The sequence below is a fragment of the Frigoribacterium sp. SL97 genome, from assembly GCF_026625765.1.
In the GTDB taxonomy this organism is placed as follows: domain Bacteria; phylum Actinomycetota; class Actinomycetes; order Actinomycetales; family Microbacteriaceae; genus Frigoribacterium.
Genome location: NZ_CP113062.1, coordinates 1,876,973 through 1,903,573 on the forward strand (window position 1 = coordinate 1,876,973; position 26,601 = coordinate 1,903,573).

Consider the following 26,601-nt stretch of genomic DNA (forward strand, 5'->3'; position numbering starts at 1 on the left):
TGCTAATCTTTCGTGTCGGCTTCGGTCGGCACCATCCAGTCCGGGTGGCGGAAATGGCAGACGCGCTAGCTTGAGGTGCTAGTGCCCGTATAGGGCGTGGGGGTTCAAGTCCCCCCTCGGACACTCGAAACACTCTCTCTCCAGAGGCGTTTCACCAGATCTGTGTTGAGACAGATGCTTGTTCGCAAGCGACGGAAGGCCCGCACACCCCGGTGTGCGGGCCTTCCTTGGTTCTCCGGCCTTCGTCGGTCGTCAGACCGCGCTGCCGGGGTTGCCGCTGGCGACGATCGAGCCGTTGATGCCCTGCGGGAAGAACCCGCCCTTGTCGATCTGGTTCGGCGTCAGGTACACGACGTTGAGCACGCGCTCGGCGGTCCGTCCGTAGACGATGGCGTTGGCGTCGGTCGGCACGAGGTTCTGGACGCCACCGAGGGTCAGACCCTGGTCGTCGTCCGTCGACCCGTCGAGGGAGTCGCGGGCGTCCGAGATCTTCGTCGCGGGCACCTGCAGTCCCTTGGCGTTCAGCGTGGTGCGGATGATGCCCGCGTGGTACGCCTCGACCGCGAGGATGCCGGCGGCCGCGCCGAGGTAGGTCTTGTTGTAGATCAGGGGTGCGGCCCCCTTGTAGGCGGTCACGCCGACGTCCTCGAAGATGAACGCCCCGAGCAGGAAGTTCTCCTCCGAGGCGAACGGGTCGAAGGTCTGGCCCGGCGTGATGACACCTGCCGCGAGGGCCGCCGCCGTGAAGCTGCTCTGCAGGTCGATCGCCGGTCGCGACACCTTCGCGCCCCCGAGCGCCGACCGCAAGAAGGAGACGTGCGCCTTCTCGTCCGCCGCGATCTCCTGCGCGATGCGCTTGACGATCGTGGTCTTGAACGGCACGGGTGCGCCGCCGACGACGCCGCCCTGGGGGTCGATGCCCGTGATCTGGTCGGCGGGCAGCCCCGAGCCGGTGACGGCCCGCAGGTAGAACTCCGCCTCGAGGTACTCGAGGTTGAGTGCGAAGTTGAGGATCGTCGCATCACTGATCACCTCGTCGGAGGGCGACACGGCGGCCGCGGACTGGGCGGGCAGCGTCGCGGCGACCGCGGCGAGCCCCGTGCCGAGGCCCGTGACCCCGGCGGCGGCGAGCAGCCGTCGTCGATCGATCGGGGTCTCGGCGCTCCGGGAGATGGCACTGCTGATGAAGCGTGTGTCGAACATCGTCGTTCCTTCGGGTGTGTTCGTGCAGCGAGGTGTGCCGTCGGTGCGCGCTCCCAGATGACGGCACCGGCGACGTCGGGGTCGGGTGACCCGTTCGGGGGACAAGCTAGCCCCCTCGCCTCCCGTCCGGTAGCCCCCGCCTCCCCTGGTCGTCCCCGGCGCCCGTAGGGTCGGGTCATGTCGCTCTCGATGGCCGCGACGCGTGCTCTTCTGCGCCTCCGGCTCCGCCTCCGCCCCCGCTCGACCGAGTCCGAGGACTCGCTCGTCCGCTCGGTCGCCCGTCAGGGCTCCGCCGCGCCGGTCACGCGAGCGGTGCACCGCGTCGCGACCGTCGAGGAGGCGCGGGTCGGTGGTGAGCGCGTCGTCACGCTCCGTCCGCGTCGGGCCCCGAGCGGCGTCCACGTGGTCTACCTGCACGGCGGTGCCTACGTGCACCCCGTCCTGGCCACGCACTGGAACCTGCTCGCGGGTCTCGTCCGCGCCTCCGGGGCCGTCGTCACGGTGCCCCTCTACGGGCTCGCCCCGGCCCACGACGTGGACGACGCGCTGCCGCTGCTGGACGCCGTCCTCGAGGACGTGCGACGCGCCTCCCCGTCCCGCGTCGTCGTGGCCGGCGACTCGGCGGGCGGGGCGCTCGCCCTCGTCGCGGCCATGAGGGGACGCGACGCCGGCCGACCGGCACCCGACGCCCTCGTGCTCTTCTCGCCGTGGGTGGACGCCCTGCTCGACTCCCCCGCGATCGACGAGGTCGCACCGCTCGACCCGATGCTCGCCCGCGACGGTCTCGTCGCCGCGGGTCGGTGGTGGGCCGGCGACCGTGATCCGGCCGACCCCCTCGTCAGCCCGGTGCGCGGCGACCTCTCGGGTCTCCCGCCCGTGTTCGCCTACGCCGGCGATCGCGACCTGCTGACGCCCGACGTGAAGCGGCTGGCCGCCGGCGTGACCGCGGCGGGTGGACGCGTCGAGCTGCGGCTGTACCGCGGTGCCTTCCACGACTTCGTCGGCGCGCCCTGGACCCCGGAGGCGCGGCGGGCGCTCCGACACGCCGCCTCGGTGATCCGAGGGGACGCGTCGATCGCGGGCCGGACCGCGCCGCCCCGCGCGTAGGGTCGCAGTCGGCGCGGGCGTCGGTGCCCCGCCTCGACGACGAGAGGTGCCACACATGGAGTACGCACGACTGGGCACGAGCGGCCTGACCGTCTCGGCGGTGACCCTGGGGTGCATGAGCTACGGCGTGCCCGACCGCGGGACGCACGAGTGGAGCCTGCCCGAGGACGAGAGCCGCCCGTTCATCTCGCGGGCGCTCGAGCTCGGCATCACGACCTTCGACACCGCCGACGTCTACTCGGACGGCACCAGCGAGGAGATCGTCGGGCGGGCCCTGCGGGACTTCGCGACCCGCGAGGAGGTCGTCCTGGCGACCAAGGTGCACGGCCGCATGCGTCCCGGCCCGAACGGGGCCGGGCTCAGCCGGGGGCACGTCATGAGCGCGATCGACGACAGCCTGCGCCGGCTCGGCACCGACTACGTCGACCTGTACCAGATCCACCGCTTCGACCCCGAGGTGCCCGTGGAGGAGACGATGGAGGCGCTCCACGACGTCGTCAAGGCCGGCAAGGCCCGCTACATCGGCGCCTCGAGCATGTGGGCCTGGCAGTTCGCCTCGATGCAGCACGCGGCCGACCTCGGGGGCTGGACGCGTTTCGTCTCGATGCAGGACCAGTACAGCCTGATCCAACGCGAGGAAGAACGCGAGATGCACCCCTACTGCCTGGACCAGGGCGTCGGCGTGCTGCCCTGGTCGCCCCTGGCCCGCGGGAAGCTGACCCGGGACTGGGACGCCACCACGGCCCGGACCGAGACCGACCGCTTCGGTCAGACGCTCTACAAGCAGCGCGAGGACGGTGACCGCCTCGTGGCGCAGGCCGTCGCCGACGTCGCGGAGGCGCGGGGCGTTCCTCGCGCGCAGGTCGCGTTGGCCTGGGTGCGGCAGCAGGACGCGGTCACGTCCCCCATCGTCGGCGCCACGAAGATGCAGCACCTCGACGACGCCGTGGCCTCGGTCGACCTGTGGCTCACCGACGACGAGCTCGACGCGCTGGAGTCGCCCTACGTGACCCGCGAGAACGAGGGGTTCTGACGGCACGGTCCCGCCCGGTCGACCGGCACCACGTCGGTCTAGGGTGAGCCGCACGGGCGGCGACGACGCCGACCGACCTCGACGAAGGGCATCACCCATGGGCAGCGACGCCAACCACCACGAGCACGACCGGCCGAGCACCGGCGGACCCACCTCGGGCGAGGACGGCTCGTACGTCGACGACGACCTCGACGGCGGCACCCGCACGCGCGGGCCGCACGACGGTGAGGCCGACGGCACCTACACCGAAGAGGCCGACACGAGCGAGGCCGACGGCACCTACACCGAAGAGGCCGGCACGAGCGAGGGCGACGGGTCGTACGTCGACGCGCAGGTCCCGGACGAGCCGGCCGCCGACGGCGGTCCCCACGACGGCGAACCGGACGGGTCGTTCACGCAGAGCGACCTCGACGGCGGTCGCTGACCCCACCGGCCGACGCGTGGCCGTGCCCGGCCCGGCCCCCGAGGGGTGCCGGGCCGTTCGGCGTGTGGCGTTCCGGCAGGCGGCCCCGGGGGTACGGTCGTCTGAGGGAGGAACACATACATGACCAAGCGAATCGTAATTCTCGGCGGCGGTTCCGCCGGGCTCACCACTGCACTCGAACTGCAGAAGCGACACCCACCCCAGGCGGCGAGCATCACCCTCGTCGACCAGGCCCCGTACTTCACCTACCAGCCGTTCTTGCCCGAGGTCGCCGGTGGCCACATCGCCGCGCGCGACGTCACCGTGCCGCTGCGCAAGACGCTCAAGCGCACGAAGGTCGTCGAGGCGTCGGTCACCGGGCTCGACAGCGAGGCCAAGAAGGTCACCGTCACGAGTGCGGACGGCGAGTCCAGCGACATCGCCTACGACCAGTTGGTCGTCGCCCTCGGCGCGGTCACCCGGACCTTCCCGACCCCGGGCCTGGCCGAGAACGGCGTGGGCTTCAAGAGCGTCGAAGAGGCTCAGTACGTCCGCGACCGCATCCTCGGCAACATCGCCGAGGCGGCGAGCGTCAAGGACCCGGCCGTCCGCCGCAAGCTCCTCACCGTCGTCTTCGTCGGTGGCGGCTACACCGGCGTCGAGGCCCTCGCCGAACTGTCCGACGCCGCGAACTCCGCCGTCGACACGTTCCCGAACCTGTCGCGCGACGAACTGCGCTTCGTGCTCGTCGAGGCCCTGGACCGCGTCGCCCCCGAGGTCGGTCCCGAGCTCTCGAAGTGGACCCTGGGCCAGTTGCGCGGTCGAGGCATCGACATCCGCCTCAAGACGACGATGCCCTCGTGCGTCGACGGCGACGTCGTGCTGAGCGACGGCGAGACCATCCCCGCCGGCACGATCGTCTGGACGGCCGGCGTCAAGCCGAACCCGGTGCTCGGCGACATGGGCCTCCCCCTCGGCCCGAAGGGACACGTGAACGTCAGCGCGACCCTGCAGGTCCAGACCGAGGACGGCCACAAGCTCGACGGCGTCTGGGCCCTCGGCGACGGCGCGCAGGTCCCCGACCTGCTGGCCGAGAAGCAGCCGGCGTACTACCCGCCGAACGCACAGAACGCCGTGCGCCAGGCGGTCACCGTGGCCGACAACGTCATCGCGACCCTGTCGGGAGAGCCCGTCAAGGAGTACCGACACGAGTCGCTCGGCACCGTGGCGAGCTACGGCATCGGCAAGGGCGCGGCCAGCATGTTCGGCCTCCAGCTGAAGAACGTGCCGGCCTGGATGGCCCACCGTGGCTACCACCTGTACGCGATGCCGACGCTGAACCGGAAGTTCCGCATCCTGTCGGGCTGGGTGACGAACTTCGTCGGCGGCCGCGACACGACCCCGCTGGTGGGTCTCGGCGACCCGCGCGCGGGATTCCTCAAGGTGACGCCGAAGGTCGACGCGAAGAAGTAGTAGCGACCGACCTCGAGAAGGAGGCGCGTCCCGGGTGACCGGGGCGCGCCTCCTTCGTCGTCGGTGCGGTGGAACGGCCCGGGGCCCGGCTCAGGCCGTGGTGAGGCGCCGCACGGCCTCGCGCACGATCTCGCGTTGCAGGGCGGGGTCGAGCACCACGCCCGGATGCGCCTCGCCGAGACCGGGCAGGTTCTGCCAGGCGCAGGCGAGCGACATGACGAGGGCGAAGATGTCGTCGCTGCTCCAGGACACCGTCACGGCGGGGTCGCCGCGAAGGCGGTCGAGCTGCGACAGGGCGGCGTCCTGGACCGAGCGCAGGGTGGGCACCGAGGCCTCCCAGTCGTGCTCGCCCTCGAGCCGGGCCCAGGCGAGCAGCCGGTTGTGGTCGGGGTGGGCCTGCATGTGGTCGAAGACGGCGAGGGCGAACTCCTCGACGCTCGCGGCCGGGCGGGACGCGGCCTCGCCCATGGTCTCGAAGGTGCCGTTCAGGACGGTCGTGAAGAGCGACCTCTTGTCACCGAAGTTCGCGTAGAGGCGCTCCTTGCTGCAGCCGGCCTCGGCTGCGATGCGGTCGACGCGCGCCCCGGCCAACCCGTGTCGCGAGAACTCGGCGGTCGCGGCCTCGAGGATGGCTCGACGGGTCTCGGCGGCATCGGTTCGCATCGGATCACCGTAGCCGACTTACGAACCAACCAACTAGTAGGTAGGGTAGTTCGTCGTCCCCCAGAGAAACAGGTACCGCAGTGACCACCGTCGCCCCCGCCCCCACCGAGACGCGTTCGTCGCGCCGTTGGTGGGTGCTCGTCATCGTCGCCCTCGCGCAACTCGTCGTCGTCCTCGACGGCACCATCGTCAACATCGCCCTGCCCGACGCCCAGGCCGACCTCGGCCTCAGCGACGAGAACCGCCAGTGGGTCGTGACGGCCTACGCGCTCGCCTTCGGCGCGCTGCTGCTGCTCGGTGGTCGGATCGCCGACTTCTGGGGCCGTAAGCGCACCTTCATCGTCGGGATGGTCGGCTTCGGTGCCGCCTCCGCGTTCGGCGGGCTCGTGCAGACCGGTGGCGAGCTGATCCTCGCCCGTGGCCTGCAGGGCGTGTTCGCGGCCCTGCTCGCCCCCGCGGCCCTGGCCGTGCTCACCACCACCTTCGCGTCGGGTCGCGACCGGAACACCGCCTTCGCCGTCTTCGGCGCCATCTCGGGCGCCGGCGCGGCCGTCGGGCTCGTGCTCGGCGGCGTGCTGACCGAGTTCGTCAGCTGGCGCTGGTGCCTGCTCGTCAACGTGCCGATCGTGCTGGTCGCCATCGTCGCCGCCGCCTTCGTCGTGAGCGAGAGCCGGGCCGAGGGGCGGAACCGCCTCGACGTCGTCGGCACGATCGTCGTCGCGGCCGGCCTCGCCAGCCTCGTCTACGGCTTCACCCGGGCCGAGGACGGCTGGGGCTCGGCCGTCGTCATCGGCTTCATCGCCCTGGGGGCCGGTCTGCTCGCCCTGTTCGTCGTCGTCGAGCGACGGAGCGACCACCCGCTGCTGCCGATGCGCGTGCTCGCCGACCGCGTCCGTGGCGGTGCCTTCCTGGTGCAGTTGATCGTCGGGAGCGTCATGATCGGCGCCCTGCTCTACCTGACCTTCCACCTGCAGATCGTGCTCGGCTTCGGCCCGCTCGAGGCGGGGCTCGCCAGCCTGCCGATGACGCTGGTCATCATGGTCTGCGCTCCCCTGCTGACGAAGGCGCTGCCGATCGTCGGCCCCCGCCCGATGATGATCGTCGGGCCGCTCGTCGCGGGGGCCGGGCTGCTCTGGCTCGCCACGCAGATCACGGCCGACGGCTCGTACGCCGTCCAGGTGCTGCCGGCCCTGCTCGTCATGGGCGTCGGCCTCGCCGGCATCTTCGTGCCCATGCAGAACCTGGCGCTCAGCCGGGTCGCGCCGCACGACGCCGGTGCCGCCAGCGCGACCTCGAACGCCATGATGCAGATCGGCGGATCGATCGGTCTCGCCGTCTTCACGAACCTGTACGCGGGGGCCGTCGCGTCCTCGACGTCGACGGTGGGCGGGCCGCTCGGTCCGCTGGTCGACGGCTACTCGGTGGCCTTCCTCGCCGCCGCGATCGCCATGCTGCTCGCCGCGCCGATCTCGTTCTTCCTCATCCGCGGCCGCAAGGAGGACCTGCTGCCCACCGAGGTGCCCGTGCACCTCGGCTGATCAGGCCGGGGTCGTCGTGCCGGTGGCGGTCCGGGGCAGGCGGATCGCCGCCCCGGCCGCCACGGCCAGCAGGACGGCCGCGACGCCGAACGCCGCGGGGTACGAGACCGTGTCGACGAGCAGGCCCGCGACGAGCGGCCCGGCGATCGCCCCCACGTCCGAGCACATCGAGAAGATCGCGACGGGACGACCACCGCGGGCGCCCGCGGCGTCGCCGACGAGTGCCGCGGGCGCGGTGCCCATGAACGCCGTCGCGACGCCGTAGACGCAGAGCAGGGCGCCGAGGGTCCAGACGTCCGGGGCGAGGGACACCGCGAACAGGGTCACGGCCGCCACCGCGAACGCGCCGATGACGGCCGGTCGACGGCCGACGGTGTCGACGAAGCGCGCAGCCGGTGCCAGCGCGATGGTCTGGGCCACCGCCGACGCGGCGAAGAGCAACCCCGTCCAGGCCGTCGGTCCGCGCAGTACCTCGACCACGAGGACGGGGACGAGGGCGCTGCGCACCCCCAGCGACGACCAACCCTGTGCGAAGTTGGCCACGCACGCGGTCCGGAACCGCACGTCGCGCAGCACGACCCCGAGGGGCACCGGAGGCGCGGTGACGGTCGTCGAGGAGTGCTGCGGTGCCCGGCGCAGGAGCACGACGCCGACCAGGCCGGCCACGGCGAGCGTGCCCGCGTAGAAGAAGAACGGCGCCGTCAACGAGATGGTCGCGAGCAGCCCGCCGAGGGCAGGACCCGCCATGCCGCCGACGAGGAACCCGCCCTGGTAGAAGCCGACGGCCCGGGCCCGGAGCGACGGGTCGGTCGCGCCGAGCAGCAACGTCATCGCCGCGATGCTGAACATGGCCGAGCCGATGCCGCCCGCCCCCCGGAGCAGGAGGAGCTGCGGGTAGGTCTGGGCGAGCCCGGCGAGTCCGCTCGACAGCGCCACGATGCCGATGCCCACCGAGAGCACGACCCGCTCGCCCATCAGGTCGATGAGTCGACCCACGAACGGGCTCGCCACGAGGCGCATGAGGGCGAAGGCCGAGAGGACGGCACCCACCAGGGCGTGGTCGACGCCGAAGCTGCGGGCGTAGACCGGCAGGACCGGGACGACCACCCCGAAGCCGACCATGACGAAGAAGGCGATCACGCCGAGGACGTAGACATCGCGGGTGAGACGGGGGCGGTCGACGTCGGTGACGTGGCTGCGGAACGGGAGCACCGACACAGGCTACGGGGCGCGGAGTGTGACCTCGTGTGTCGGCGAGGACGACAGCACGGGCCCGGGTCGTGATGATGGCCTCATGACTCGACGAATCCGGTTCAACGCCTTCGACATGAACTGCGTGGGGCACCAGTCCCCCGGTCTCTGGCGGCACCCCGACGACCGCTCGGCCGACTACACGAAGCTGAGCTACTGGACCTCCCTCGCGCGCCTCCTCGAGAAGGGCGTCTTCGACGGGCTCTTCATCGCCGACGTGCTCGGCACGTACGACGTCTACGGCGGCAACCACGACGCGGCGTTGCGCAACGGCACCCAGACCCCGGTCGGCGACCCGGTGCTGCTCGTCTCGGCCATGGCCGCCGCGACCGAGCACCTGGGCTTCGGCATCACCGCCGGCACGGCCTACGAGCACCCCTACCCGTTCGCCCGGCGCATGTCGACTCTCGACCACCTGACGGAGGGGCGGATCGGCTGGAACGTCGTCACCGGCTACCTGCCGAGCGCCGCCCGCAACATGGGGGCCGACGACCAGCTCGACCACGACACCCGGTACGACCAGGCCGACGAGTACCTCGAGGTCCTGTACAAGCTGTGGGAGGGGTCGTGGGAGGACGACGCGGTCGTCCGCAACCGTGAGTCCGGCGTCTTCACCGACCCGGCCAAGGTGCACGAGATCAGGCACGACGGCACCTATTACAAGGTGCCCGGCATCCACATCGCCGAGCCCAGCCCACAGCGCACCCCCGTGATCTACCAGGCGGGTGCCTCGCCGCGGGGCATCCGCTTCGCCGCCGGCAACGCCGAGTCGATCTTCGTCGCGGCCCCGACCAAGGAACGCCTGGCCGCGACGGTCGGCAAGATCCGGGACGCGCTCGAGGCCGCGGGCCGCGGCCGCTACTCGGCGCGCATCTACACGTTGCTGACGATCATCACCGACGCCACCCCCCAGGCCGCCCGGGCCAAGCACGACGAGTACCGGCGCTACGCCTCGCACGAGGGCGCCCTGACGCTCATGTCGGGCTGGATGGGCGTCGACCTCTCGACCTACTCGCTCGACGACCCGGTGGGTGACGTCGAGAGCAACGCCATCCAGTCGGCCCTCGCGAACTTCCAGGCGCAGGCGGGTGACACGGGCGCGGAGTGGACGATCCGCGACATCGCCGAGGCGGCCGGGATCGGCGGTCTCGGGCCCCGCATCGTCGGGTCCGGCGAGGAGATCGCCGACCAGCTCCAGGAGTGGGTCGACGAGACCGACGTCGACGGGTTCAACCTCGCCTACGCCATCACTCCGGGCACGTTCGAGGACGTCGTCGAGCACGTGATCCCCGTGCTCCAGGCGCGGGGCGTCTATCCCACCGAGTACGAACCGGGCACGCTGCGGCAGAAGCTGTTCGGGCGCGGAGACCGGTTGCCGGACGAGCACCACGGGGCGCGGTACAAGGTCTCGACCGGAGCCCGCGTCGGCTGACGGAGGCCCTGCGGGGCGAGGATCTGAGGATCGTTACAACGGCGTGTCGGCGAAAGTCGACACGCCGTTCCCATCGGGGCTTTCATCTGCCGGATTTCATAACGGCAGGCGACTCCCGGGCTCCCGGACGGGTGGTCGGCGACATGACGCGGCGTGGGGGGCGTGGTTAGTGTGGACGCCGGTCGCCTCTCGGGGAAGCGACGATTCGGACTGATGGTCGTTGCTCAGAGGAGATGGTCTGCTTGGCGTGGGATTTCGTGGTGGACCGGTGGAGCCAGATCTGGTTCGCCTCATGGCAACACTTCTCGCTCGTGGTGCAGTGCCTCGTCCTGGCGGTCGTCGTCTCGGTCGGCCTCGCCGCCCTGGTGCACCGCAACCCGACGCTCTACGCGCTGGCCAACGGGGTGTCGGCCGTGGGGCTGACCCTTCCGTCGTTCGCGCTGGTCGGCCTGCTCATCCCCTTCGCGGGGTTCGGCGTCGCGCCGTCGGTCATCGTCGTCACGTTCTTCGCCGCACTGCCGATCCTGCGGAACGCCGTCGTCGGCCTCCACGAGGTCGACGGTTCGCTCGTCGAGTCGGCTCGCGGCATCGGCATGGGGCGCTTCCGGACCCTGGCGACCGTCCAGATGCCCCTCGCCTGGCCGATCATCCTCACCGGCGTGCGCGTCAGCGCGCAGATGGTGATGGGCATCGCCGCGGTCGCGGCGTACGCGCTCGGCCCGGGCCTCGGCGGCTTCATCTTCTCGGGCCTGTCCCGACTGGGCGGCGCGAACGCGCTCGCCTCCGTGGTCACGGGCGTGGTGGGCGTGGTCCTCCTCGCCCTCGTCCTCGACCTCCTCCTCGTCGGCCTCGGCCGCCTGACCATCTCGAGAGGCATCCGTGTCCAGAACTGACCCCACCCGCGCCTCCTCGTCCCCCTCGGACGAGGTCTCGGGCCGCAGCATCACCCTCGACCAGGTCACCAAGCGGTACCCCGGCCAGGCCGAGCCGGCCGTCGACGGCATCACGCTCGAGATCCCGGCCGGCAAGATCGTCATGCTCGTCGGACCGTCGGGGTGCGGCAAGACCACGACCCTCAAGATGATCAACCGGCTGATCGAGCCCACCGAGGGGCGGATCGTCCTGGACGGCGACGACGTCACCTCGATCGACGGCGACGAGTTGCGCCGCCGCATCGGCTACGTGATCCAGGCCGGCGGGTTGTTCCCGCACATGACCGTCGGGGCGAACATCGCCATCGTCCCGAAGATGCTCGGTTGGTCGAAGGAGCGCATCGCCGCCCGCGTCGACGAGCTGCTCGAACTCGTGTCGCTCGATCCGGCCACGTACCGCGACCGTTACCCGCGTGAGCTCTCGGGTGGTCAGCAGCAGCGCGTCGGCGTCGCGCGGGCACTGGCGGCGGACCCGCCCGTGTTGCTGATGGACGAGCCCTTCGGTGCCGTCGACCCCATCACCCGCCAGCGCCTGCAGGACGAGCTGATCAACATCCAGCACGAGCTGCAGAAGACCATCGTCATCGTCACCCACGACTTCGACGAGGCCGTGAAGCTCGGCGACTGGATCGTCATCTTCTCCGAGGGCGCGCACATCGTGCAGTACGACACCCCGGAGCGCATCCTCGCCGAGCCGGCGAACGAGTTCGTCGAGAACTTCATCGGGTCGGGGGCCGGCCTCAAGCAGCTGACGCTGACGCGCGTCCGTGACGTCGACCTCGCCGAGGCCGTCGTCGCCCGAGCGGGCGACTCGGCCGCCGACGTCCTCGCCCGGGTCGAGGCGGCCGGTCACGGCCACGCGGTCGTCGTGGACGACCGGGAACGCCCCGTCTCGTGGCCCTCGCGCCGCCAGCTCGGCCGTCTCGACGTGCTGGGCTCGTCACCCGACGCCGACCTGCCGGTCATCGGCAGCGGCGCCACCCTCAACGACGCCCTGGACACGATGCTCGTCTCGAGTGCGGGTGCGGCCCTCGTCACCGGTCGACGCGACGCCTTCATCGGCGTCATCACGGTCGAGGTCGTCATGGAGGCCATCACGCGGGCGCGCGCGTCGGCCGCCGAGGCCCACCACGACGCTCCGGTGGGCACCAACACGGGCTCCTTCGACGTCGTGCCGGGAGCCCCCGTCGACGAGAAGGACGCGGCGTGACCGCCTCGGTCGCCCTGGCCTCGGTCGACGGACGCTCGTCCGGCCGGCGGGGGCCCCGCCCGGCGTGGCTCGGACTGCTCGTGCAACCCGTGGCCGTGTTCGCCGTGTTCGCGGCATTCGTCGCGTGGTTGACCACGGCCGACCTGACGACGGCCGAACGGACCACCCTCAACCCCTCCGACCTGCTGGCCTACACGGGCGAGCACCTGGCGTTGACCTTCGTCTCCGCGGCGATCGTCCTCGTCCTCGCCATCCCCCTCGGCGTGCTGCTCACCCGGCGGCCGTTCGTGCGCATCAGCGGTCCCGTCCTGGTCCTCGCGAACTTCGGCCAGGCCGCGCCGGCCATCGGACTCATCGTGCTGCTCGCGTTCTGGCTCGGCTTCACCTTCTGGGCTGCGGTGGTCGCCCTCGTGCTGTACGCGGCACTTCCGGTGCTGCGCAACACCATGATCGGACTGCAGAGCGTCGACGCCCGCCTCGTCGAGGCCGGTCGGGGCATGGGGATGAGCGCGTCGTCCGTCCTGCTCAAGGTCGAGCTGCCGCTGGCCGTCCCCGTGATGCTCTCCGGCATCCGCACGGCCCTCGTGCTGCTCGTGGGGTCGGCGGCCCTCGCCACGTTCATCGGTGCCGGCGGCCTGGGGCTGCTGATCACCACCGGGGTCAACCTGTTCCTGCCGCGGGTCCTCGTCTCCGGGGCCCTGCTCATCGCCCTGCTCGCCCTCTTGATCGACTGGCTGGGCCGTGTGGTCGAGTACGTCGCCCGTCCGAAGGGACTCCGCGCATGACCGTCTCCCGCCTCCCCCGACGACTGCGTCGCGCCTCCTCGTCCCTCGCCGTGATCGGCGCCGCGACGCTCGCCCTGACCGGGTGCGGCCTGCAACCGGCGACGGCGTTCGTGCCCGCTGTGGCGCCCGGCTCGATCCGAGCCGTCGAGGGGTTGCCCGACGACGCGGCGATCACCGTGACGGCGAAGAACTTCACCGAGCAGTTGATCCTCGGGAAGATCGCCGTGCTCGCCGCGCAGGCCGCGGGCTTCGAGGTGACCGACATGACGAACGTGCCCGGGTCGGTGGCGGTGCGACAGCTGATGCTCGACGGGACGGCCGACATGACCTACGAGTACACCGGCACCGCCTGGCTGACCTATCTCGCCGAGGCGGAGGGCATCCCCGACCAGCAGGAGCAGTACGAGGCCGTCCGCGACGCGGACGCCGACAACGGCCTGACCTGGCTCGAGCCGGCGCCCCTCAACAACACCTACGCCATGGCGGTCCGGGCCGAGGCCGTTCCCGAGCTCGGCGACATCACGTCGCTCTCCCAGATCGCCGACCTGCCCGTCGAGCAGCGCACCTTCTGCGTCGAGGCCGAGTTCAACTCGAGGGCCGACGGGTTCGCGCCCATGCTCGCGGCGTACGGGCTCGAACTCGGCGCCGCCGACGGCGTGCCGACGAGCAACGTGAGCATCCTGGACACGGGCACGGTCTACACCGCGACCGACCGGGGCAGCTGCAACTTCGGCGAGGTCTTCACCACGGACGGCCGGATCGACTCGCTCGACCTCGACGTGCTGGAGGACGACCAGGGCTTCTTCCCCGCCTACAACGCGGCACCCGTCCTCTCGACGGCCACCCTCCAGGAGTACCCGCAGCTGGCCGAGGTGTACGACGAGATCTCGCCGGCCCTCACGGACACCGAGATGCGACGACTCAACCTGGCGGTCGACGTCGAGGGTGAAGAGCCCGCCGACGTGGCCTTCGACTGGATGGTCGAGCAGGGATTCGTCACCCGTCCGTGACACGCGGACGAGGGTGATTGTGACGGGTGATGCGCCCCCCGGCCGAAGGGCCGGGGGGCGCTGTCCGTCTGTACCCCACCTGCGCCCCACACACCGGGGGTGACGGGAGATGAACGACACCTGTCGGGGTGGTGAACGGCGCGGACGGCGGCGTGTCGACCGTCGGTCCGGACGTGGTGTCACCGGCCTGAACAGGTCTTTTGCGTGTCACGCGCCGCGCGCCACCGCCCGCCTGGAACGGGACGCGCCATGGCCGCGCTTTTCACGGCTTCTTGTCATCCCCGCACGGGTGACATCGCGGGGTCCGAGGGTCACCCGTTCGGGTGTCGGCAACAGGGGGGACACGATCGCCCCCGAACGGGGGGTCTTGTTAGACTCCTGTGGCGGGTGCCCCCCGAACTAGAGTCACAGCATCCTCCTGGTCGACCCGAAATCGCCAGGAACCGAGAAACCCGACCCTCTCCACCGGGAGCATCTGCTCCCGTCACCGCACCGACCCGAATCGTGCGTCGAGCAGACCCGCTGCCCGGCGCGCCCGTCGCCGCCCGGCCGACGTCGCGCACCATCGTGACGTCCGTGCTCCGGCGCGACGCCTGGGCGGTCGATCGAACCCGAACCTCGATCGACCGCCCGCCACCGCCCCCGTCGTCACCACCGACGTGGGCGTGCCGTCGCCTACCCGAACCCGAGACCCGATGTCCAGCACGCAGAGCGAACTCCGCTCACTCCTGGTCGGACCGTCGTCACCCCGACGGATCGATCCCCCGTTCGACCTGACCGAGTCGGACGGCCCCCTCGCGGCGCCCGCCGCGACGCACGACGCCGAGTCCGGCGCCGCCTGGGCTCGCCGCTACCGGCGCCGGCTCCGCCTCGTCGACACGGCCGTCCTGACCCTGAGCATCGTCGGTGCCGTCGTGGTGGACGCCGCGAGGGCCATCGCCGCCGGTCGGGGCTCGGACGCGTCCACCCTGATCGAGTCGGTGGGTTCTCCCGTGCTCCCCGTCGTCGTCGGGCTGGTCTGGACCTTCTGCCTCACGCTGCACCGCACCCGCGACCTCGCGGTCGTCGGCAGCGGCGTCGTCGAGTACAAGCGCCTCCTCACGGCGAGCGTCTGGGCCTTCGCCGTCGTGGCGATCGGGTTCGCCTCGGTCGGCCACATCGGCGGCGAGGGCTACTTCCTGGTGGCGCTGCCCGTCGGCGGTGCCGGCCTGGTCGTCGGCCGGTGGACCATGCGGCGCTGGCTCGAACGCCAGCGGGCCAAGGGCCACTACCTGTCGAGAGCCGTCATCGTGGGATCGCGCGACGACATCGCCGACGTCGTCCGTCGCATCGACAAGACGAGCGGTGCCGTGTACGACGTCGTCGGGGCGGCCGTCCCGGACGCCGACCCGAGGGGCATCGTGGTCGGAGGCCGCACCGTCCCCGTGGTGGCGGACCTCGACGGCGTCCCGCGTGCGGTCTGGCGCCTGGGCGCCGAGAGCGTGATCGTCGCCGGCGAACCGGGTCGTGGCCGGGAGTACCTGCGCGACCTCGGATGGTCGCTCGAAGGACGAGCGACGGAGCTCGTCATCGCCTCGCGACTGACGAACGTCGCCGGGCCCCGCATCCACTACCGCCCGGTCGAGGGTCTCCCCCTCATGCACGTCGAGCTGCCGCAGTTCGACGGCCCGCGACACGCCCTCAAGCGTCTGTCCGACCTCGCACTGGCGTCCGCCGCGCTCGTCGTCCTCGCGCCGGTGTTCGCCGTCGTCGCCCTCGCGGTGCGGCTCGACGGTCCCGGCCCGGTGCTGTTCCGTCAGCGCAGGGTCGGCCGTGACGGGCGCACCTTCGAGATGCTGAAGTTCCGCTCCATGGTCGTCGACGCCGAGAGTCGGCTCGCCGGCCTCGCGCAGGCGGACGAGGGAGCCGGCCTGCTCTTCAAGATGAAGTCCGACCCGCGGGTCACCCGCGTGGGTGCCGTCCTCCGTCGGTGGTCGCTCGACGAGCTGCCCCAACTGTGGAACATCGTCCGAGGCGACATGAGCGTCGTCGGGCCCCGGCCGCCCCTCCCTCGCGAGGTCGAGGGGTACGAGGACCACGTCCACCGACGCCTGTACATCAAGCCCGGACTCACGGGCATGTGGCAGGTGAACGGACGCAGCGACCTCAGCTGGGAGGAGAGCGTCCGCCTCGACCTCTACTACGTCGAGAACTGGTCGCTGACGGTCGACTTCGTCATCATGTGGCGCACCGTCCGGGTCCTCTTCGAGCACCGGGGAGCGTATTGACCCCCACCAGCAGCATCCGAGACCACCGCGGGCCGTTCACGGGCCCGGACCACGCTCACGACGACAGGGGAGAGAGCATGTCCGTCGACATCAGGCACTACCGGGACCGCGAGTCCGCACCGGCGACGACCGCCGCACCGATCCTGCGGGAGGACGCCCGGACGGGCGTCGACCTGCCCGAACTCCCCCGCCGCCGGAGGGGATCGCGGCGCAGCCGGGTGCTGCTGGTGCACTCGTCCGACGAGATGTACGGCTCGGACCGGATCGTCCTCGAGGTGGTCGGTGAGCTCGCCGCCCGCGACGACCTCGACGTGACGGTCTGGCTGCCCTCCGACGTGTCCGTCGGGCCCCTGGGGCCGAGGCTGCGCGAGCTCGGGGCGCGCGTCGAGCGCACGCCCCTCCCGATCCTGCGCCGGACCCGGCTCGGACCGCTCGGACTCGTCCGCCTGGCCCGCGACGCGGCGCGCACGGCGCTGAGACTGTCCGGGCGCCACTTCGACCTCGTCTACTGCGCCACGAGCGCCTGCCTGATCGTCGCGCCCGTCGCCCGGGCCATGGGCGTCCGCCGCGTCGTGGGGCACCTGCAGGAGCCCTGGAGCGACGGGGACCGTCGAGGCCTCCGTCCCCTGGCCCGCGCCTGCACCTCGTTGGTCGCCGTGTCGCGGTCGGTGCTCGACTCGTCCGGCCTCTCGGAGGACTCGCGCGCCGTCGTGGTCCACAACGGCGTGTCGGACCGCTCGATCGCCGTCACCGACCGTGCCGAGGGTCGCGCGCCCCAGTACGTGGTCGCGAGTCGCTGGAACGGCCACAAGGGCCACGCGACGCTCCTGACGGCCTGGAACGCGGCAGGCTGCCCCGGGCAGCTCGTCATCCTGGGCGGCCCGCCGGCCGTCGGCTCCTCCGTCGACGTGCCCGGTCTGGTCGCGGCGATCGTCTCGCGACCCGAGACCGTCACCGTCGTGGGAGAGGTCGACGACGCGTCGCCCTACCTCCGCGACGCCGACGCGGTCATCCTGCCGACCGATACCCTCGAGGGCTTCGGACTCGTCACGCTCGAGGCGTTCAGCCAGGGGCGTCCCGTCATCGCCAGCCGCTCCGGCGGCCCGGAAGAAGTCGTCGACGAGGGTCACACGGGCTGGCTCTTCGACCGTCGCGACGTCGACGGCCTGACCGAGATCCTGGCGTCGATGGACGTCTCCACCCTGGCCGTCGCCGGGCGCCACGCCCGCGAGGCCTACCTCCAGCGGTTCACACCGGAACGCATGCGTCGCCGCATCGGCGCGGTCGTCACCCGCGAGCTGCACACGGCCGACGTCGACTCCCTGGCGGTGGCCTCGTGACCGACGCCCCCGCGACCGCCGAGGCGACCTCGGCCCGGCCCGCCGTGCCCCGCGCCGTGCGTCCCGCCCTCGCCGCGCTCGCGTCGGCCCAGAAGCCGTCCACGGGTGCGCCCGCCTATTCGCGCTTCGTCAACCGCCGACTCGGTCGATGGGCCGCCGCGGTGGCCTACACCGTGGGTGCCACGCCGAACCAGGTCACGGCGCTCAGCGCCGCGTGCACCTTCGCCGGCATCGCGGTCCTCGCCTTCGCGCCGTCCGGCATCGGGACGGCCCTGGCCGTCGTCCTGCTGCTCGTCGTGGGTTACGCCCTCGACTCGGCCGACGGACAGGTCGCGCGCCTCCGGGGCGGCGGCAGCCCCGCGGGCGAGTGGCTCGACCACGTCATCGACGCGACCAAGATCGCGGTGCTGCACCTGGCGGTCTTCGCGTCGTGGCTCCGTGAACCGGAGGGTCGCGAAGCCCTGCTGGCCGCGCCGCTCGTCTACCAGGTCGTGGCGACGGTGGCGTTCTTCGCCATCGTCCTGACCGACCAGCTCCGCCGGGCGGAGGCGGCCCGGACCGGCGTCGCCGCGCCCGTCGGACGTCGCACGGGACTGCTCTACTCGCTGGCGGTCGTCCCGACGGACTACGGCCTGATGTGCCTCGCGTTCGTCTTGTTGGCCTGGCCGCCGGCGTTCACCGTCGTCTACCTGGCGCTCCTCGTCGCGAACGCCGGCTACCTCGTCCTCGCCCTGCCGAAGTGGTTCCGCGAGCTGAAGTCCCTGACTCCCCCGTCGATCGGTTCGAGGTCGTGAGGCACGAGGTCGCCCCGGTCCGTCGTGCCGTCGCGGGGGGTCTCGGTCGCGCCGTCTCGCGCCATGCCGCGCTCATCGGCGTGGCGGCGCTCCTCGGGGTGGCCGCGGGCGTCGGCGCATCGCAGCTCGCTCCGGCCGACTGGCGCGCCGAGGCGACGCTCCTCGTCCGGGTCGAGTCCCCGGGCTCGGGCCTCGCGGCCCGCGGTCAGTTCGCCCAGCAGCGCGTGGCGTCCTACGCCGAGCTCGGCACGAGCCCGGAAGTCCTCGGACCGGTCGCGGCCGACCTCGGCCTGCCCGTCGACGAGCTCGCCGAGCGGGTCTCGGTGGTCAACCCGGACGGCACCGCGGTCCTCCGCGTGCAGACGACGGCCGGAACGCCCGACGGGGCCGCCTCGCTCGCCGACGACGTCGCCGAGAGCCTCTCGGCGGTCGTGGATCGCGCCGAATCGGACGCCGGGTCGGACGGTCAGACCGTCGCGCTCGACCTCACCTCCCCCGCGGCCGTCCCGACGACGCCCGACGAGCCGGGCCTCGCGCTGACGGTCCTCTCGGGTCTCCTCGCCGGCCTGGCGGTCGGTCTCGCCGGCGCGCTCGTCCTGGCCCGTGCCCGGCCCACGGTCGACACGGTCGACGACGTGCGCCGCATCACGGGGCTGCCGGTCGTGGGACAGCTCCCGGGGGCCCTCCGGCAGGGCGACGACCCGGTGACCGGAGCCTCGTCCGCCCGGACCCGCACGGCCCTGCGCGAGGTCGTGCAGAACACGAGGGCCCTCCGGGGTGGCTCGCTGCCCGCCACGCTCCTGCTGGCCCGGACGGACTCGGTCCGCGAGGCGGTCGGCGTCGACGGCGGCCTCGCGCGCGCCGTCGTCGAGCTCGGCGCCACGTGCGCCCTGGTCCAGTCCGACTTCGACACCCGCACGCTGTCCCGTCCCTCGACGGTGCCCGTGGGCGCCGTGCCCGAGGAGGTCGAGGCCGATCGGCACGGCTACGACCGCGTGCCGGTGTCCGACGGGGTCGTCGCGTCGTCCCGTCACCTGGTCCGTTCGGGAACCCACGCCTTCTTCGCCGCCCTGCGCGAGGACTACGACGTCTCCGTCGTCCAGGCCTCCAGCGACTCGCATCCGCTCGCGCTGCGCAGCGTGACCGACGAGGTGGACGGCGTGCTGCTGGTCGTCCGGTCCGGGGTCACGACTGTCGAGTCCCTCCGGAGCCTGAGCGCCGAGCTCGTCAGCCTGGACGTGCAACCCGTGGGCGTCGTGCTGACCGGGGTGCCCCCGTGGCGCCGGGTCCTGGTGCGTGCCACCTGGCTCGACGACGACGTCCGTCACCCCGTCGAGGAACCCGCGCCCTCGTTCAGCATCGCCGACCTCGTGGACCACGCGGGCGCCGCCCGCCCGCTGCAGGACCTCCCCCGCCTCCGACGCCGGCCCGGTGCCCTGTCGTGAGCACCTCCGAGCACCATCCCGATGAGAGGACCACACCCGTGGACGTCATCCCCACCCCCGCCACCGGCCTCGCCCTCGACCCCGTCGACGGCGGGAGCGGACGAGGAGGCGCGGGCCGGGTCGGCTACGCGGCCGGCGCCTTCGACCTGTTCCACATCGGCCACCTGAACCTGCTGCGGCACGCGTCCGCGCAGTGCGACCACCTCATCGCCGGCGTCGTGTCCGACGAGATGTTGCAGGTGACCAAGGGCATCTCCCCCGTCGTCCCGCTCGCCGAACGGCTCGAGATCGTCCGCCACATCGACGTCGTGGACGGCGTCCACGCCGAGACCGTGCCCGACAAGATGGACGTCTGGCGCGAGCTCCGCTTCGACGTCTTCTTCAAGGGCGACGACTGGCGGGGCACCGAGAAGGGCCTCCGGCTCGAGCGAGAGTTCGGGGCGGTCGGGGTCGAGGTCGTCTACTTCCCGTACACCATGAGCACGTCCAGCACGGTGCTCCGCAGGGCGCTCCGGGCACTGTCCGGGGCGCCGGGCCAGGGCGGCGAGACGGTCGCCGTCGGCGACTCCGTGCGACTCCAGGGCTGATCGGTCCTCCCCAGCCCCGCGTCGATCCTCGTCGATCGATGCGGCTGGGGAGAACCGTCCGGGAGCGGTGGCGGCCCGAGATGCTCGACCCATGACACTCACCTCGGTCCTCGACACCACCCTCGACCGCCCTCCCGCCGACCCGGTCGCAGCCTTCGCCACGTCCGATCCCGGATGCGTCCCCGATCCGCACGCCCCCGTCCAGGACGTCGACGACCTCGTCCGCCACGTCGAGGCCATCGTCCCGTCGGCGGTGCGTCGCCAGCTCTGGACGTTGTTCTTCGACGACGACGACGTCCCCCTCCCCCTCATGGTGCCCCTCGAGGGCATCCCCGAGGTGCCCGACACCGCCGCCCTCGACCACTACGGCGATGCCCTGGCCGCCGTCGCCACCGAGTTCGGCGCCACGACCGTGGCGTTCGTCCTCGAGAGGGTCGGCGCCGCGTCGCCCCGTCCCTCGGACCGCCGGTGGGGTGACGGCCTCCGGGCGCTCGGGCGAGGACGGCCCTTCGAGGTCCGACCGGTGCTGCTGTGCGGCGACGAGGGTGTCTCGGCGCTCGTCCCGAGCGGGGGCACCAGGGTGCGCCAGGCCCCGAACGGCCTCCCTCAGGCGTCCTCGAGGCCCGTCCGCCTGGTCGACATCGTCCGCCTGCCCTGACCCCGCTCGCGGTCGACGAGTCTCCACCAGGCGGTCTCGGCGAGCTCGGGGGACGTGTAGACGCCCAGGCGGGCCGGCTCGGCGTCGGTCGGGCTCCACCGGCTCAGTCGGTAGCCGCCGCCGAAGCGCTCGACGACCGCCTCGGGTGCCCCCTCGGGGTCGGCGCGCACGGTCCACCGGTCGGGGACGTTCTCGTCGAGCATCGGTCGATCGTACCCGGGTCAGGCGCGCTGGCCGAGGCGGCCGCGCAACACGTCGATTCGCTTCTGGATCTGTTCGGTGCTGGCCTGAGCGACGGACGGGCCCCCGCTGATGCGCCTGAGGTCTGCGTGGATCAGCCCGTGCGGTTCGTTCGAGTGCCGCGACCAGATCGACACGAGCCGGCTGAGCTCTTGCCGCTGCTCTTTGATGGTCTGGTAGAGGGGTCGGGCCTCGTCGACCGGAGCGGTCGTGGGCAACCCGGTCTTCGGAGCCCGTCGTCCCTGGGTGGCCTGCCGCTGCCGCAGCAGGTCGCGGACCTGGTCGGGCTCGAGCAGACCGGGGATGCCGATGAAGTCGAGTTCTTCGAGGCTGCCGATCTCGCCTCCGGTGCCGAACTCGCCGCCGTCGTAGAGCACCCGGTCGAACGAGGCCTGCGAGTCCAGGGCCTCGAACGGTTGCTGCTCGAGGAGGCTCGACGCCTTCTCGTCGCGGTTGGCCGCGGCCATCATGTCTTCTTCGGGGGCGAACAGGCCGTCGTCGGCGTCGGTGGGTCGGTCGAGCGCGTGGTCGCGCTGCAGTTCGAGCTGGTTGGCCAGGGCCATCAGGCTGGGCACGCTCGGCAGGAAGATCGACGCGGTCTCGCCCCGTCGGCGGGCTCGGACGAACCGTCCCACGACCTGGGCGAAGAAGAGCGGCGTCGAAGCCGAGGTGGCGTACACGCCGACGGCGAGACGCGGGACGTCGACGCCCTCGGAGACCATCCGGACCGCGACCATCCAGCGGCTGTCGCCGTCGGAGAAGGCCTGGATGCGGTCGGAGGCGGCCTTCTCGTCGCTCAGGACGACGGTGGGGCGTTCACCCGTGAGCTTCTGCAACACGGCTGCGTACTGCCGAGCCGCGGTGTGGTCGGTGGCGATGACGAGACCCCCCGCGTCGGGCACGCCCCGGCGCACCTCGGTGAGGCGCTTGTCGGCCGCCGAGAGCACGGCCGGGATCCAGTCGCCCTGCGGCGACAGCGCCGTACGCCAGGCCTGGGCCGTGATGTCTTTCGTCACGGCTTCGCCGAGGGACGCGCTCATCTCGTCGCCCATCCGGGTGCGCCAGCGCATCTGGCCGGCGTACGCCATGAAGAGGACGGGTCGCACCACCCCGTCGGCGAGGGCACGGCCGTAGCCGTAGGAGTAGTCGGCCCTCGAGGTGCGGATGCCGTGCTCGTCCGGGGCGTACTGCACGAACGGGATCGGAGCCGTGTCGGACCGGAACGGGGTGCCCGTCAGCGAGAGACGGCGGGTGGCCCCGGTGTAGGCCTCCCGGATGCCGTCGCCCCAACTGAGCGCGTCGCCGCCGTGGTGCACCTCGTCGAGGATGACGAGGGTTCGACCGGCCGTCGTGATGGCCTTGTGCACCTCGGGCTTCATGCCGACCTGGGCGTAGGTGACGGCGATGCCGTGGTAGTGGCGCCCGAAGGTGCCGTCGGCGTTCTTGAACATCGGATCGAGGCGGAGGTTGACCCGGTCGGCGGCGTCGGCCCACTGGCGCTTCAGGTGCTCGGTGGGGGCGACGACCACGACGCGGTCGACCTCGCCGCGGGACAGGAGTTCGGTGGCGAGGCGGAGGGCGAACGTCGTCTTGCCGGCGCCCGGTGTGGCCGCCGCGAGGAAGTCCCTCGGCAGCGTCGAGAAGTAGAGCTCGAGGGCGTCGGCCTGCCACGCGCGCAACTTGCTGGCGGTGCCCCAGGCGGCCCGCTCGGGGAATGCGGGCGAGAGGTGTTCGGCGGCCGAGTTGCCTGCCGAGACGCCGACGTCGAGAGGTTCGGACGAGAGGCCGTCGAGGTGCTGCTCACCCCCGGCGGGGTCGGATGCGTTGGCGGTGCTCACTCGAACCGAGTTTACCCTCGACCGGCGTCGTCGACGGACGCGGCACCCGCATCTCGACCGGAGGTGCCGGGTCGACGCCGCGAGGTGCCGAGCAGCGAGGCCGGCGTCAGCATGGCCGAGCCGAACTTGGCCCGGAGGGCGTCCATGGTCGACTCCGCCTCGCGCCAGTCGGCGTCGTCGTCCCACAGGCCGAGCGAGTCACCGCCCGTCCCCTCGCTGAGCTGCTCGACGCGCACGCCGACGAGCCGGATGCGTTCGTGCTGCTTGCCCGTTGCCTCGTAAAGGGACACGACCTCGTCGTAGATGCGTCGCCCGAGGTCGGTCGGGTCGGCGAGCGTCCGGGACCGCGTGATCGTCACGAAGTCGGTCGTCCGCAACTTGAGCACGACCGTGCGACCGCTCACGCCTGCGGCCCGCAGACGGGTGCCGACCTTGTCGCTCAGGCGGAGGAGTTCACGTCGGACGACGACGGGGTCGACGACGTCGGTGCCGAACGTGTTCTCGTTGCCGACGCTCTTCTCGGCCGTCTCGGTGTGGACGCTGCGGGGATCGCGACCCCACGCCAGGTCGTGCAGCTTTGCGCCCGCTGCCGGCCCGACCGCGTGGACGAGCATGTCGAGAGGGGCCGCGGCGACGTCGCCGACCGTTCGCAGGCCGCGGTCGAGCAGCACCTGTTCGGTCTTGCCGCCCACGCCCCAGAGCGCGCTGATCGGCCGCGGGTGCAAGAAGGCCAGGGTGTGGCGGTGCGGTACGAGCAGGAGCCCGTCGGGCTTGGCGACGCTCGACGCGAGCTTGGCGACGAACTTGGTCGACGCGGCCCCGATGCTGCAGTGCAGCCCGGTCTCGGCGTGGACCCGACGACGCAGTGCCGTGGCGATCTCGAACGGCGAACCCATCAGGCGGATCGACCCGCTGACGTCGAGGAACGCCTCGTCGATGCCGAGGCGCTCGACCAGGGGCGTGACGTCGTCGAACATCGACATGACTCGTGAGGACCAGTGCTGGTACTTCTCGAAGTGCGGTTCGAGCACGACGGCCTGCGGGCAGCGACGTAACGCGATCGCCATGGGCATCGCCGAGTTGACGCCGTACTTGCGGGCCTCGTAGGTGGCGGCCGTGACGACCGACCGGTCGGAGCGGTGCCCGATGACCACGGGTCGGCCCCGGAGCTCGGGGTGGTCGAGCAACTCGACGGACGCGAAGAAGGCGTCCATGTCGACGTGGAAGATCGGCGCGGTCGCGTCGTCGGTCGGCACCGTCGTGACGATCCGCCCGCTGCCGTCTTGTTTGCTCACCGGAGCATCCTCACACGCGCCACCGACATCGTCGTCGCCCGGGGCGCGGCCCCCGGTGCGGCCGCGTGCGTCGACCCGTCAGGAACCCGGCCCGAGGAGCGCCGCCGCGATCGTCGCGTGCGCCGAGTCGGTGTTCGACGGGTGGAAGCGTCCGGCGAGGACGTCGCGTTGCAGGCGCCCGAGCTCGGACGACGCCCGGTACGAGGACCCCCGGCCACCGTGACCGCCTGCTCGACCACCGCGCGGGCCGTCCCGGTGGCGCGCGTCTTGAGCCCGACGACGAGCCGCGGCCAGTCGGCCCCGTGGTCGACGAGTTCGTCGACGTCGCGGGCCACCCGGTCGACCTGCGGCTCGAGTCCGTCGACCGCCAGTCCGGCGTCGGCGACGCGCCAGCGGACGACGGGGTCGAGCGCCCTCGCCGCTCTCCCCGGCACGCCGCGAGGTCGTCCCGAGTGCCGACTCGACGGCGAGCTCGAGGGCCCGGCGGGCGATGCCCCGGTACACGGCGGCCACGGTCGTCTCGAAGACGGCGAAGACCGCGAAGACGAACGGGTCGGCGCTCGGGCCGACGGGCAGTCGACGGACGATGCGTGAGGCGGGCACCTCGACCCCGGTCAGCCGGGTCGTGTGGCTCTGCGTCGCGCGCATGCCGATGGTGTCCCAGTCCTCGAGCGAGGCGTGGCCCGGCTGCTCGCGGTGGACGAACCCGTGGACGAGGGCCGGCGCCTCCGGGTCGGAGTCGTCCCGGCCGAAGACGCCGAGGCGCGTCCAGACCGGCGAGAGCGACGTGGAGACCTTGGTGCCGGTGAACCGGTAGCCGCCGTCGCCCGTGGGTTCGGCCGAGGTCACCGAGTCGGACAGGACGAGGTCGTTGCCGGGCTCGCTCACCCCGAAGGCGAAGACCTCGTCGTGCGCGGCGTCCTCGAGGACAAGGTCGAGCGAGTCGTCGCCCCGGGCGTGCAGCACGGCCGCGCACCCGGTCCAGACCAGGTGCATGTTGACCGCCAGCGCCGTGGCCGGGGCCGCCGCCGCGAGGCGTGACTGCAGGGACGCGACCTGCTCGAGTCCGAGACCCGCGCCTCCTCGGTGCTCCGGGACGAACGCCCTCAGGTAGCCGCGCTCGCGCAGCTCGGCGAGGTCGTCGTGGGGGAACGTGTTCTCGCGGTCGTGGTCGGCGGCCCGCCCCCGGAAGCGCTCGAGCAGCTCGTCGGGCAGCAGCTCGCCGGGCGACCAGGAGGCGCGGGTCGGGTCGGACGGAGGGGCGGGCTTCGGTGCGGGCACGCGTCGAGAGTAGTTTGGTGGCATGAGTCAGCAACACCCGTGGTCCCGTTACGTCGCCCTCGGCGACTCGTTCACCGAGGGGATCGGCGACCCCGAGGAGCGCTCCCCCGGGGGGCACCGGGGCTGGGCCGACCGCGTCGCCGAGGTGCTGGGCTCCTCGACCGAGGACTTCGCCTACGCCAACCTCGCCGTCCGGGGCCGCCTGCTGAAGCAGATCATCGACGAGCAGTCCGAGGCCGCGCTCGCCCTGCGGCCCGACCTCATCTCGGTCTCGGCCGGGGGCAACGACATCATCCGTCCCGGCACCGACCCCGACGAGGTCGCCGCGGGCTTCGAAGGACTGGTCGCACGACTGCGGTCCGACGGTGCCACGGTCGTGGTCTTCACCGGGCCCGACATCGGCCTCACCCCGGTCCTCGGTCGTCTCCGCGGAAAGGTCGCGATCTACAACGAGCACGTCCACGCCATCGCGCTGCGACACGACGCGGTGGTCGCGGACATGTGGGCGTTGCGTCAGCTCGTCGACCCACGGATGTGGGCGCCCGACCGGTTGCACTTCAGTCCCCTCGGCCACCACACGATCGCGCGGATGGTCCTGCAGGCCCTCGCGGTCGAGAACGACCTCGCGCCCTACGAGCCCGAGCCGCTCGAGCGTCGCCCCTGGCGCAACGCACGGGCCGACGACATGGGCTGGGCCCGCGAGTACCTCGTGCCCTGGGTGGTACGGCGCATCCGGCACCAGTCGTCGGGCGACCTGGTCCGGGCCAAGCGACCGGACGCCGTCACCGTGGTCCACCGCACCGACGACTGACGCTC

At 72.0% G+C, this 26,601-nt stretch carries 23 protein-coding genes, 1 tRNA gene and 1 pseudogene; 18 read left to right on the top strand and 7 right to left on the bottom strand.

From position 1 onward, the window contains the following. Positions 1–38 precede the first annotated feature (38 nt). Positions 39–123, top strand: a tRNA-Leu gene (locus tag OVA02_RS08965). 129 nt (positions 124–252) lie between these two features. Here OVA02_RS08965 and OVA02_RS08970 read toward each other — a convergent pair. After that, positions 253–1,203 (bottom strand): ferritin-like domain-containing protein, encoded by a 951-nt coding sequence (locus OVA02_RS08970; protein WP_043594964.1) that lies wholly within the window; start codon positions 1,201–1,203, stop codon positions 253–255. A gap of 177 nt (positions 1,204–1,380) precedes the next feature. Between OVA02_RS08970 and OVA02_RS08975 the strand changes: the two genes are divergently transcribed. The 4 genes from OVA02_RS08975 (at position 1,381) to OVA02_RS08990 (ending at position 5,219) form a co-directional block, all read left to right on the top strand. Continuing rightward, complete coding sequence (locus OVA02_RS08975) at positions 1,381–2,310, top strand: alpha/beta hydrolase fold domain-containing protein (protein WP_056045108.1); 930 nt, start codon at positions 1,381–1,383, stop codon at positions 2,308–2,310. 55 nt (positions 2,311–2,365) lie between these two features. Next, positions 2,366–3,343 carry an aldo/keto reductase gene (locus tag OVA02_RS08980; protein ID WP_056045111.1) on the top strand — a complete coding sequence of 326 codons (978 nt, stop codon included), beginning with the start codon at positions 2,366–2,368 and terminating at the stop codon, positions 3,341–3,343. 97 nt (positions 3,344–3,440) lie between these two features. After that, positions 3,441–3,767: a hypothetical protein gene (locus OVA02_RS08985; protein WP_056045115.1), complete on the top strand. Its 327-nt coding sequence runs from the start codon at positions 3,441–3,443 to the stop codon at positions 3,765–3,767. Positions 3,768–3,887: 120 nt separating this feature from the next. Beyond that, positions 3,888–5,219: an NAD(P)/FAD-dependent oxidoreductase gene (locus tag OVA02_RS08990; RefSeq protein WP_056045118.1), complete on the top strand. Its 1,332-nt coding sequence runs from the start codon at positions 3,888–3,890 to the stop codon at positions 5,217–5,219. Between the two features lie 90 nt (positions 5,220–5,309). On the opposite strand, the gene OVA02_RS08995 is transcribed toward OVA02_RS08990, so the two are convergent. Further along, positions 5,310–5,882: a TetR/AcrR family transcriptional regulator gene (locus OVA02_RS08995; protein ID WP_192123668.1), complete on the bottom strand. Its 573-nt coding sequence runs from the start codon at positions 5,880–5,882 to the stop codon at positions 5,310–5,312. Between the two features lie 80 nt (positions 5,883–5,962). Here OVA02_RS08995 and OVA02_RS09000 point away from each other — a divergent pair, with 80 nt between their 5' ends. Further along, complete coding sequence (locus tag OVA02_RS09000; RefSeq protein ID WP_267658019.1) at positions 5,963–7,420, top strand: MFS transporter; 1,458 nt, start codon at positions 5,963–5,965, stop codon at positions 7,418–7,420. Here OVA02_RS09000 and OVA02_RS09005 read toward each other — a convergent pair whose 3' ends face one another. Further along, positions 7,421–8,632: an MFS transporter gene (locus OVA02_RS09005; protein WP_267658021.1), complete on the bottom strand. Its 1,212-nt coding sequence runs from the start codon at positions 8,630–8,632 to the stop codon at positions 7,421–7,423. Between the two features lie 82 nt (positions 8,633–8,714). Here OVA02_RS09005 and OVA02_RS09010 point away from each other — a divergent pair, with 82 nt between their 5' ends. From OVA02_RS09010 to OVA02_RS09060, 11 genes are all read left to right on the top strand, one after another. Then, entirely contained in the window at positions 8,715–10,103 is a 1,389-nt protein-coding gene (locus OVA02_RS09010; RefSeq protein WP_192123667.1) for an LLM class flavin-dependent oxidoreductase, read from the top strand. A 242-nt stretch (positions 10,104–10,345) separates the two neighbouring features. After that, the gene (locus OVA02_RS09015) at positions 10,346–10,996 is read left to right on the top strand and encodes an ABC transporter permease (protein WP_233568317.1); all 651 of its coding nucleotides are present in this window, start codon (positions 10,346–10,348) and stop codon (positions 10,994–10,996) included. Next, positions 10,983–12,245: an ABC transporter ATP-binding protein gene (locus tag OVA02_RS09020; RefSeq protein WP_056045134.1), complete on the top strand. Its 1,263-nt coding sequence runs from the start codon at positions 10,983–10,985 to the stop codon at positions 12,243–12,245. Before OVA02_RS09015 ends, OVA02_RS09020 begins: the two co-directional genes overlap by 14 nt. 14 nt (positions 12,246–12,259) lie before the next feature. After that, the gene (locus OVA02_RS09025) at positions 12,260–13,030 is read left to right on the top strand and encodes an ABC transporter permease (RefSeq protein ID WP_192123966.1); all 771 of its coding nucleotides are present in this window, start codon (positions 12,260–12,262) and stop codon (positions 13,028–13,030) included. After that, positions 13,027–14,040, top strand: a complete 1,014-nt coding sequence (locus tag OVA02_RS09030) for a glycine betaine ABC transporter substrate-binding protein (protein ID WP_056045137.1) — start codon at positions 13,027–13,029, stop codon at positions 14,038–14,040. Before OVA02_RS09025 ends, OVA02_RS09030 begins: the two co-directional genes overlap by 4 nt. A gap of 695 nt (positions 14,041–14,735) precedes the next feature. Further along, positions 14,736–16,307, top strand: coding sequence for a sugar transferase (locus OVA02_RS09035; protein WP_056045139.1), 1,572 nt, complete (start codon positions 14,736–14,738; stop codon positions 16,305–16,307). 77 nt (positions 16,308–16,384) lie between these two features. Next, positions 16,385–17,647: a glycosyltransferase family 4 protein gene (locus OVA02_RS09040; protein ID WP_056045142.1), complete on the top strand. Its 1,263-nt coding sequence runs from the start codon at positions 16,385–16,387 to the stop codon at positions 17,645–17,647. Further along, entirely contained in the window at positions 17,644–18,441 is a 798-nt protein-coding gene (locus tag OVA02_RS09045; protein ID WP_233568318.1) for a CDP-alcohol phosphatidyltransferase family protein, read from the top strand. Before OVA02_RS09040 ends, OVA02_RS09045 begins: the two co-directional genes overlap by 4 nt. Continuing rightward, positions 18,438–19,886 (top strand): hypothetical protein, encoded by a 1,449-nt coding sequence (locus OVA02_RS09050; protein WP_158612830.1) that lies wholly within the window; start codon positions 18,438–18,440, stop codon positions 19,884–19,886. Before OVA02_RS09045 ends, OVA02_RS09050 begins: the two co-directional genes overlap by 4 nt. A gap of 146 nt (positions 19,887–20,032) precedes the next feature. Continuing rightward, the gene (locus tag OVA02_RS09055) at positions 20,033–20,473 is read left to right on the top strand and encodes an adenylyltransferase/cytidyltransferase family protein (RefSeq protein ID WP_056047412.1); all 441 of its coding nucleotides are present in this window, start codon (positions 20,033–20,035) and stop codon (positions 20,471–20,473) included. A gap of 91 nt (positions 20,474–20,564) precedes the next feature. Beyond that, positions 20,565–21,131, top strand: a complete 567-nt coding sequence (locus OVA02_RS09060) for a hypothetical protein (RefSeq protein ID WP_267658024.1) — start codon at positions 20,565–20,567, stop codon at positions 21,129–21,131. Here the strand turns inward: OVA02_RS09060 and OVA02_RS09065 are convergent. The 4 genes and pseudogenes from OVA02_RS09065 to OVA02_RS09080 all read right to left on the bottom strand — a co-directional run bounded on the left by OVA02_RS09065 (position 21,080) and on the right by OVA02_RS09080 (position 25,809). Then, a complete protein-coding gene (locus tag OVA02_RS09065) occupies positions 21,080–21,334 on the bottom strand; it encodes a hypothetical protein (protein WP_056045153.1) in 255 nt (84 codons plus the stop codon). The genes OVA02_RS09060 and OVA02_RS09065 overlap by 52 nt on opposite strands. An 18-nt stretch (positions 21,335–21,352) precedes the next feature. Next, positions 21,353–23,209 carry a DEAD/DEAH box helicase gene (locus tag OVA02_RS09070; protein ID WP_267658025.1) on the bottom strand — a complete coding sequence of 619 codons (1,857 nt, stop codon included), beginning with the start codon at positions 23,207–23,209 and terminating at the stop codon, positions 21,353–21,355. Positions 23,210–23,220: 11 nt separating this feature from the next. After that, positions 23,221–24,504 (bottom strand): DNA polymerase IV, encoded by a 1,284-nt coding sequence (gene dinB / locus OVA02_RS09075; protein WP_192123662.1) that lies wholly within the window; start codon positions 24,502–24,504, stop codon positions 23,221–23,223. Positions 24,505–24,582: 78 nt separating this feature from the next. Next, positions 24,583–25,809, bottom strand: a pseudogene (locus tag OVA02_RS09080) (acyl-CoA dehydrogenase family protein). Here OVA02_RS09080 and OVA02_RS09085 point away from each other — a divergent pair. Further along, positions 25,808–26,596 carry an SGNH/GDSL hydrolase family protein gene (locus tag OVA02_RS09085; RefSeq protein ID WP_056045163.1) on the top strand — a complete coding sequence of 263 codons (789 nt, stop codon included), beginning with the start codon at positions 25,808–25,810 and terminating at the stop codon, positions 26,594–26,596. The pseudogene OVA02_RS09080 and the gene OVA02_RS09085 sit on opposite strands and share 2 nt — an antisense overlap. Positions 26,597–26,601: the final 5 nt, after the last annotated feature.